This window comes from Cellulomonas citrea, from assembly GCF_009829685.1.
Classification (GTDB): Bacteria; Actinomycetota; Actinomycetes; order Actinomycetales; family Cellulomonadaceae; genus Cellulomonas; species Cellulomonas citrea.
This window is the reverse complement of record NZ_VWSD01000287.1, coordinates 1-1,430: the sequence shown is the minus strand read 5'-3', so window position 1 is coordinate 1,430 and position 1,430 is coordinate 1. Positions and strand designations below refer to the sequence as shown.

The window sequence follows — 1,430 nt, the reverse complement described above, 5'->3', positions numbered from 1 at the left end:
CAGCGAGCCGGCGGCACCGAGCCCGAGCACGGCGGCCGTCGTCCCCCAGACCACGACCCACGAGCGCGCGAGGCCGGCCCGGACCACCAGCGCGGCGAGCACCACGAGCACGAGGGAGCCGGCCGCCAGGGTGAGGTCGACGCCGCGGCCGGAACCCGGTGCCAGCCAGCCGAGAAGCGCCACCCAGGCGATCAGCGCGGCCAGCGCACCGATGACCTGCCGCACCGTGCGGGTGGTCCCGCGGGAGACCACCGCCGCCAGGACGGTGTGCGCGGTCCCGAGCAGCGCCCAGGTGAGCGCCGGCCATCCCGCGCCCGCGTACGCCGCGCCGACGAGCAGCACCACGGTCCCGGCCCAGCCGAGCCCCTCGGCGAGCCACCGTCGACGGCGCAGCCGTACGGCCGTGGCGACCAGCAGCAGCCCCGCGACCGCGACCGTCAGATCGGTCCCGGGGGAGGCGGTCGGCCGGGCGGCGTCCTGCAGGGCGAGCGCGAGCCCGACCGCGTAGCCGGGCACACCCGCGAGCGCGACCCAGGCATCCGGTCGGGCCCACCCGGTGCGCGGACGTCGGGAGAGCAGGTGGGCGACGACGAGGAGTGCCGCGACCAGCCCGAGCTGCACCGGCGGGTCGAACGCGTCGCGGTGCAGCACCTGGGCGGCGGTCCAGCCGAGCACGAGCGCGGCGGCGGCCAGCGGAGGCAGCAGCGTGAGCACCCCGGTCGCGAGCACGACGGCCGCGGCCGCAGCGAGCACGACGGCCCATCCCACGGACGGGTCCGCACATCCGCCGAGCACGGCGACGGCGGTGCCGAGCACCAGCTGCACGCTGCCGACGGTCAGCGCGGGGAGCGTCGGCCGGGCCGGCGGCCAGGGGCGTCGGGCCGGCCGCGTCGACTCGCTCAGGAGCGCCCCGATCAGGGCGGCACCACCAGCCCCGAGGAGGACCACCGCGCCCAGGGGCCATCCGGTGGCCCACCAGCCGTCGGCCCCGAACGCCCGGACGGTGGTCCAGCCGAACGCCGGCAGCACGACGACGGCCGTCCAGACCGCGACCGCGGGGCGTCGGCCCGGCCGGGCGAGCAGTGGCACCGCGGCGAACACACCGAACCCGAGCGCCGCGGCGGCGCTGCGCCCCGAGCCTCCCGTGCCGGTGGTGCCCGGATCGGCACCGACGAGGGCGAGCGCCGTCCCCAGCACGGCCGCCGCGTACCCGACCGGCGCGAGCACAGCACCGGCGGTCGAGCGCTCCGTGAGCCTGCGCGCCCGGGTGGTCGCGGGGTACACCGCGGCGACCAGGACGAACGTGCTCATGCTCGGGCCCTCCCCAAGGACTCGCCCAGGATGCCGGTCGGTCGGAACATCAGCACGAGGATGAGCAGCACGAACGCGACCACGTCGCGCCACTCGGTGCCGAACAGCGCCTGGCCGTA

At 77.8% G+C, this 1,430-nt stretch carries 1 pseudogene; it reads right to left on the bottom strand.

Annotation, left to right across the window (positions count from 1 at the left end):
• Positions 1–1,311: pseudogene (locus tag F2B26_RS16230) on the bottom strand (hypothetical protein); the annotation flags it as partial.
• Between the last annotated feature and the right edge of the window lie 119 nt (positions 1,312–1,430).